The organism is Nocardia sp. CDC159 (genome assembly GCF_023740735.1).
Taxonomy (GTDB): Bacteria; Actinomycetota; Actinomycetes; order Mycobacteriales; family Mycobacteriaceae; genus Nocardia; species Nocardia pulmonis.
Window position 1 is genome coordinate 262,127 of the sequence record NZ_JAMRXH010000010.1, and the last position, 6,097, is coordinate 268,223.

The window sequence follows — 6,097 nt, forward strand, 5'->3', positions numbered from 1 at the left end:
ATGGTGTATGGCGCACGTAGTCGAGGCTCGATCATTCCTTCGAGACGGCCTCGAGGACGCTGCCCGACTGCGGGTTTTCCAGTTCGCGAGCCACGTCGGCCTGGGCAACGATGCCGACCAACCGGTCGTTGTCCAGCACGGGCACTCGGCGGATCTGGTGCTGCGACATCAGCTCGCACACCTTCGAGACCTCGTCGTCGGCCTGTACTGTCACGGGTGTGCCCTCGGCCAGCTCGCCGGCATGCACGCCGATCGGATCCTTGCGCTGGACAATTACTTTCACGACGATGTCGCGGTCGGTGAGCATGCCTTTCAGCTGGTCGTCCTCGCCGCAGATGGGCAGGGCGCCGATATCCAGTTCGGCCATCTTGCGTGCCGCGTCGAGCACCGTATCGCTGGTACGTACGCATTCGACACCGGTAGTCATGATGTCGCGCACGGTGGTCATGGAGTGCCTCCTCGAATCGTCCGGTAGGACCGGCCATTCATGATGGATGGCCTGTTCACCGCCTACCCGAACAGTCGCGGCACACACCTGGTGCGCCAGCCCCGCACCCGGTACGCGGTGTCGCCCGTTGATCGTCCAGCCGAGCCGGCGCGTCGGCCCGTTTCCGCGACAACAGGCAACGAGGTGACCATGACCGCAGTGTAGGAACCCTTTCACTACACGAAATACTGGTGAGCATCATCGGTGTGGACCGCGGGACCGAGGAGGTTGGAGGCTGGGATTCCGTGCCGTGTGGCGGGCGGGTAGATCGTCGGTGGAGGCGTATGTCTGTACCGCGTGGGCGATCGCGCCGGTGTTCACGGTCAGTGCGGTGTCGTTGATGTTGGTGGTCGTGTCGCAAGGGCGGTGGTAGCAGTAGTCATAGGCCCGGCCTGCCTGGCCGCCGAACATCCGCTGTTCTTCGGGGGTTTTGATGCCGTCCGAGCCGGTGAACACGCCGCCGATCGGAATTCCGGCCCGCATGAACGGGTCGTAGTCCGAGCGGCCGTTGAGTGGTGCGCTGATGTGCGGGAGGTTGCGGACGTCGTAGTAGCGGGCGAAGTTCTTTTCGATTTCGGTGGATCCGGCCGGTCCGGCGCTGCCGTCGCGGATCATGTAGGCGAAGTTCGGCGAGGCGATCATGTCGAAGTTGAGATAGAGCCCGATCCTGCGGTGGTCGGTTTTGGACAGGTTCGACACGTAATATTTGGAGCCGAGCAGGCCGAGTTCCTCGGCGCCCCAGAAGGCGAAGCGGAGCTTGTTCTTCGGTTGGACGGTGGCCATCCGGCGCGCGACCTCGAGCAGTCCCGCGACGCCGGAACCGTTGTCGTTGATCCCGGCCCCGGTGCGCACGGAATCCAGGTGTGCCCCGGCCATGACGACGTTGTTCGCGTTGCCCTGTTTGGACTCCGCCAGGAGATTGTAGGTGGTTCGGGGCGCGGACTCGGTGTTGGTCTTCAACCGCACCACCTTGCCGGGCGAGGCGAGCCGTTGGCCGACAGCGAAACTCGCGCCGACCACCGGGATGGTGATGCCGGTCTGATCGAGCGGCTCGGTGAAGACTTCGGTGCGACCGCGCTGGCCTTCGTTGAAAATGATCACCCCGGATGCCGCTGCCGCCTGGGCATTTCGCGCCTGGTCGGCGAACGTGCAGATACCGCGCTGCAGCAGCGCGATATTGCCACGAGTGAAGCCGGCGAAGTCCGCGGCCTCACAACCAGAGGTCGAGGAGTTCGGTCGCGGGCCGGGCGGCAGGGTGAGATCGACACCCTGGATCGCCGCCTCGACATCCCCCGAGCCTGAATGGATCGAGCTGGCGAAGTCGCCGAAAGCGTTGCTGCCCTGCGGAATTGGAGTGAACGTCGCGCGGTGGGAGGAGACCTGTTCCATGATCGGTGCCGTTCGTTCCCGGAAGGACGGAAAGGTGAACGCCTGCAGGGTCACCTGATAACCCGCGCCGCGTAGCTCGCCGGCCACGTAGTCACGGGAGGCGTCGTCTCCGGATGTGCCCGAGGCTCGGGTGCCGCCGTGGGTGTTGGCGATGGACTGCAACTTCTCCAGATGTCGCTTGACATTGCGCATATCGATCGAGTCGGCCAGTTGCCGCTCGGGCGGCGCGCCGGTTTCGGTACTGGCGGACCCGGCCGGCCCGAACAACAGCACGAGCGGCAGAGCGGTAGCGACGGCGGTGACGAGACCGACCCTGACACGGCGAGGGATGCGAGGCATGTCGGCTCCTCCAAAGGGGGCGGATGAAACCCGATCATCGGAAGTGAAGCCGGGGTGGCGCCTCGGTGAAACCTCGACTCGACGATCGAGGTAGGGGATTGCCCAGCAGACCAGCCGGCTACTCCGCGTTCACCGAACTGCCTTGTGCGGCAAACCTTCTGGCAAGATCCAACGGTCGCCCCCGGCAACTTCTCCTGGCCGACGGTCCACCGAACCGACAAACTACGTCTTTCCGTGTGGGCGTATACCGGAGCATGCCGGTTCCATCAACCGGTTCTCGAGAACTGGGAGCCCCAACGTTATAGGGGCTTTACCGGACAAACCGGGCGTTCGATGATCGAGCACGGGGTGTGACACCCCGATGTGATTACCGCACCGATTTATCGAACACGAGCATTCGCGAACCCACCATGCCGCCGGTTTCGGCCGGTCCGAGATCACCAGCCGTGTCGAAGAGTTCGTCGTCGATGCGGAGTAGGTGACTCGGGCATCCGCGGGAATGTCGTTGACTCGCTGTTGGATCGCTCGAAGGAGTTTCGCAATGTTCGGAAAACTGTTCTACGCACGGGCGGCCCTGATCGCGGTGAGTTGTACCGCGGCCGCGATGGTGGTCGGCGCCGGTCCGGCACAGGCCGACAGCTCGACCACGGTCAGCCCGGCCGGAGCCGGCGTCGCAACCGCGAACAACGGTGCGGTGGTCTTCGGGACGGGCACCTCGACCGTCAATTGCTATACCGGCACGACCAGTGGCGGTTCCGTTCCCGCGGCACCGAACAACAAGAACTCGAGCGGACCGGTGACCGTTTCGCTCGGGCCCCTGACCCTGGGCAAATGCAGCACCGACCAGTCCGGTCGCACCGTCGAGGTAACAACCACCGGCAGCTGGGGAATCGCGGCACAGAACGGGTCCTCGATCGCCGCCGATCTGGTCATTCCCCAAGGGGGAGTGACCATCACAACCAGCGGGGCTGTGAACTGCACCACCGTATACGCGCCGGACGGGCCCGCGACGGTGGCCGGTACCTACACCAACAGCGTGAACAACGGCGGCCTGCAGTCGCTGCCGTCGATGACGGTCCTCGATACGGTGCCGAGCCGGACAACCGGTGACGCCTCCTGTCCGACGGGGGATTCATGGGACAGGGTGTCAGCCACCTTCTTTGTGAACAACCCCGCCGACCCGGGGCGCATGATCACCGTCGGTCCGTAACTCCGGTCGGACCGGGGGCGACGATCGTCGATGCTCGTGTTTCGGACGGGCCCGGTCATCCCGCACGACACGTGTCGCGATCACTCGCACAGGCCGTTGCACACATACACCCATCCGGTTCCGCATCCACCGACAAAATTGCAATCGTGCAGCTTGTACTTGCAGATATGAGGATCATCGCAATACGGATCCTGATCGGCACACGCACAGTCAGGACCCGGCGAGGCCGCGACGTCAGCGGGCCCGAGCGTAGCCAATAGTGCTCCAGCGTCTTGCCTGCCGTACGCCGCCACTGCGGCCTCTTTGAGCGCGGCAAGCTCCGTCTTGACGGCTGTTGGATCCGCAGGGGCATACGTGGTCTCCGAGCCGAGAATCGCCACGGCGCGGTTGATCACCTCGCGTTGCTGCGTGGTCAGATCGGCCCGCGCGTCGCGTGACCGTGCTAGATGGGTCACCCACAGTTGGCTCTTGACTCGCGGTTCGAGCGCCGAGAAAATCGCCCTTCGATATGGCATCGAGTGTGCGACGAACTCGTCATACGTTTGCGGTAGCCGGTTTCTATTCGCTTCGACCCATTGCCGCACTGGGGACTGACCCGAAGCGGCGAAGGCGGGGATGTTGCCGGTGGCCAGCAAGCCGGCGGCTACGGCGGCACCCGCACCGTAACGCAGAAAGCTCTTACGATTTATCGTCGCGCGGGCCGCGGTGGCCTGTGGTGGGTCGATGTCGGGGTAGCGTAGCCGACCCAGGGCGCCGATAACGCGCATACTCATGCGCGGTCCCAGCGAACGCAGAAGCGGGCGTGACATCGAACGGCCTGTCCACGCTCGTACCTCACCCGTGGCGTCGACCCTGATGAGAGTCGGCGCCCATGGCGCACTGGGCCCCAGTGCTCGCGCGCGCCACTGTCGCACCTCAGCGTTCGCCAGTGGCAGGACCTCGAGTCTGCCCTTGCATGTCCGTGCGACGTTATGCGCGACCTCATTGCACTGTCCGCATGTGCCATCGAACGCCAGCACCAAACGTTTTACGGCTGTCATGGATAAAACACCCCCAGTTATGTACTGCATCAAGAAACAAGAACCACTTTCAACCGAGGTGGAGACGGATTAGTTGGAAGTGATTGCACGACATAATTGTTTCGCGCGCGCCCCAGATATTCAACTCGACTTCGAGGCCACCGTTTCCGCACCTCCCACATACCCCTCAGCAGCGCTTACCGGGCACTTTCGAGGCGATCCTCGATGCGGCTGCTCGACTTTCGAACAGGATCAAGCGCTTCGGCGACCCGCAAGGAGCCTTTCGAACGCGGTCACCATCCCCCTCGTGGGCCACAGGGTGGTCGCACATTGTCGAAACACCTTGGTGCCGTGGGTATGTCGTGAAATGGGCTGCCGGTGCTTTCGGGGGGATGACCTGAGCACTGGGGGCGGCTATCGTCGGGAATTCCCGAACAAGGAGGATTATGACGAACCGCAAGCGCCGGACGGCCGCTGCCTTCGGCGTCGCTGCCGTGGGAGCCGCGACTGTGGTGATCGGCTCGGGCCCCGCGCACGCCGCTGCTCCGCAAGGCTGCGTCGAGAACCGTCAACTGACCGCTGCCACGGTGACCTGTCCCGGCTTGCCCCCGGATTGGGGCGCCGAGGTGGATGTCGACTGTGTCGGCGTCTTTCTGACATATGGGCTGGCGCCCGGCGTGGGCCGATACACGCAACTCGGCTTCGGCAGTGCTTCCCGGGGCGTCACTGTTGCCTGCATCGGCGGCGATCCGAACCGGGGCCTCGGCATCGTCACCGACGTGCGTGTGCGCATCGTCCCCAGCGAACGAGTCGGCTGACCCACTCGTGGGCTGGTGGCGGGGTTCGTGTCGCCGCGGCATCCGATCAGATCCGCTGCCCGCCACGCCTGGCGCGGATAGCCTTTCTTCAGCCATCTCTTCGGTCAACAGTCTGCCCACGTATGGCAATTCGCGTCCGACTCGAGCCGGCCTGCCAGCGGGTTCACACACCAATCCTTGCCTTCGCGCCGCCGACGGGCACGCCCTCAGTTCGGGGCCTCATCGACGTGCACTGTCGCGTCGGCGGCAGCCGGACACAGATCGTTCAGTTCCGGTGGCGTAACAGCTCGAGTGAGCGCTCGTGTGCCCTTGCCGCCAGGGCGTTTTCGCGGGCCGCGTCGGGGCCGCCCTGTCCGGCGAGGTACCAGTGCAGGTTGGCTACGGCCTCATACCAGGCGGCGCGTTCGATGTCGTTGGTCTCGGCCGTGGGGCGGCCGAGAGTCAGGGCGGTCATTTCGACCAGGACGTTCACCCGCGGTCCCTTCTCGACAATGTTTCGGGGTGTCTCTCGGTGGTACATCGCGACCGGCGTTCGGAGCGCTACGTCTGCCGGAGTACATACGAAGTATGTGCACTGCGCGCGCTCCGCAATAGAGGTCACTCGGTGTTTGCTGAGGTGTCCTCAGGAGGTTGCTGGCCGCTCCGTTGCCCGCCCGCATGCCCCTTCCGAGACGAGGAACGGCGGCGCGCGCGTCGCGTGACTCGGCACGGAAATGGCACCCCTTTAGGTCAAGACCTTCTCGGGGTGTGGGGGTTAGCCTGTGTGGTGGGTCCGGGTTGTGGCTTGTCCGAAGGATCGGTGTGCGGGTTGGAGCCGGTCACGCTGGAGTCAAGA

At 64.4% G+C, this 6,097-nt stretch carries 6 protein-coding genes; 2 read left to right on the forward strand and 4 right to left on the reverse strand.

Annotation, left to right across the window (positions count from 1 at the left end):
- Nucleotides 1-31 precede the first annotated feature (31 nt).
- Both NDR87_RS23025 and NDR87_RS23030 read right to left on the reverse strand, forming a co-directional pair.
- Nucleotides 32-448, reverse strand: coding sequence for a CBS domain-containing protein (locus tag NDR87_RS23025; protein WP_251914918.1), 417 nt, complete (start codon nt 446-448; stop codon nt 32-34).
- A gap of 237 nt (nt 449-685) precedes the next feature.
- Nucleotides 686-2,215 (reverse strand): M28 family metallopeptidase, encoded by a 1,530-nt coding sequence (locus tag NDR87_RS23030; protein ID WP_251914917.1) that lies wholly within the window; start codon nt 2,213-2,215, stop codon nt 686-688.
- A gap of 604 nt (nt 2,216-2,819) precedes the next feature.
- Here NDR87_RS23030 and NDR87_RS23035 point away from each other — a divergent pair.
- On the forward strand, nt 2,820-3,425 hold the full coding sequence (locus tag NDR87_RS23035) for a hypothetical protein (protein WP_251914916.1): 606 nt from the start codon (nt 2,820-2,822) through the stop codon (nt 3,423-3,425).
- An 80-nt stretch (nt 3,426-3,505) separates the two neighbouring features.
- Here the strand turns inward: NDR87_RS23035 and NDR87_RS23040 are convergent, their stop codons facing one another.
- Entirely contained in the window at nt 3,506-4,198 is a 693-nt protein-coding gene (locus tag NDR87_RS23040) for a bacteriocin fulvocin C-related protein (protein WP_251914915.1), read from the reverse strand.
- Between the two features lie 692 nt (nt 4,199-4,890).
- Between NDR87_RS23040 and NDR87_RS23045 the strand changes: the two genes are divergently transcribed.
- Nucleotides 4,891-5,262, forward strand: a complete 372-nt coding sequence (locus NDR87_RS23045; protein WP_251914914.1) for a hypothetical protein — start codon at nt 4,891-4,893, stop codon at nt 5,260-5,262.
- 265 nt (nt 5,263-5,527) lie between these two features.
- Here the strand turns inward: NDR87_RS23045 and NDR87_RS23050 are convergent, their stop codons facing one another.
- Nucleotides 5,528-5,734 (reverse strand): hypothetical protein, encoded by a 207-nt coding sequence (locus tag NDR87_RS23050; protein WP_251914913.1) that lies wholly within the window; start codon nt 5,732-5,734, stop codon nt 5,528-5,530.
- Nucleotides 5,735-6,097 lie beyond the last annotated feature (363 nt).

Bases quoted from the DNA above. Each gene is read 5' to 3' on its own strand.
- NDR87_RS23025 (WP_251914918.1), bottom strand. From the start codon at position 448: ATGACCACCGTGCGCGACATCATGACTACCGGTGTCGAATGCGTACGT.
- NDR87_RS23030 (WP_251914917.1), bottom strand. From the start codon at position 2,215: ATGCCTCGCATCCCTCGCCGTGTCAGGGTCGGTCTCGTCACCGCCGTC.
- NDR87_RS23035 (WP_251914916.1), top strand. From the start codon at position 2,820: ATGGTGGTCGGCGCCGGTCCGGCACAGGCCGACAGCTCGACCACGGTC.
- NDR87_RS23040 (WP_251914915.1), bottom strand. From the start codon at position 4,198: ATGAGTATGCGCGTTATCGGCGCCCTGGGTCGGCTACGCTACCCCGAC.
- NDR87_RS23045 (WP_251914914.1), top strand. From the start codon at position 4,891: ATGACGAACCGCAAGCGCCGGACGGCCGCTGCCTTCGGCGTCGCTGCC.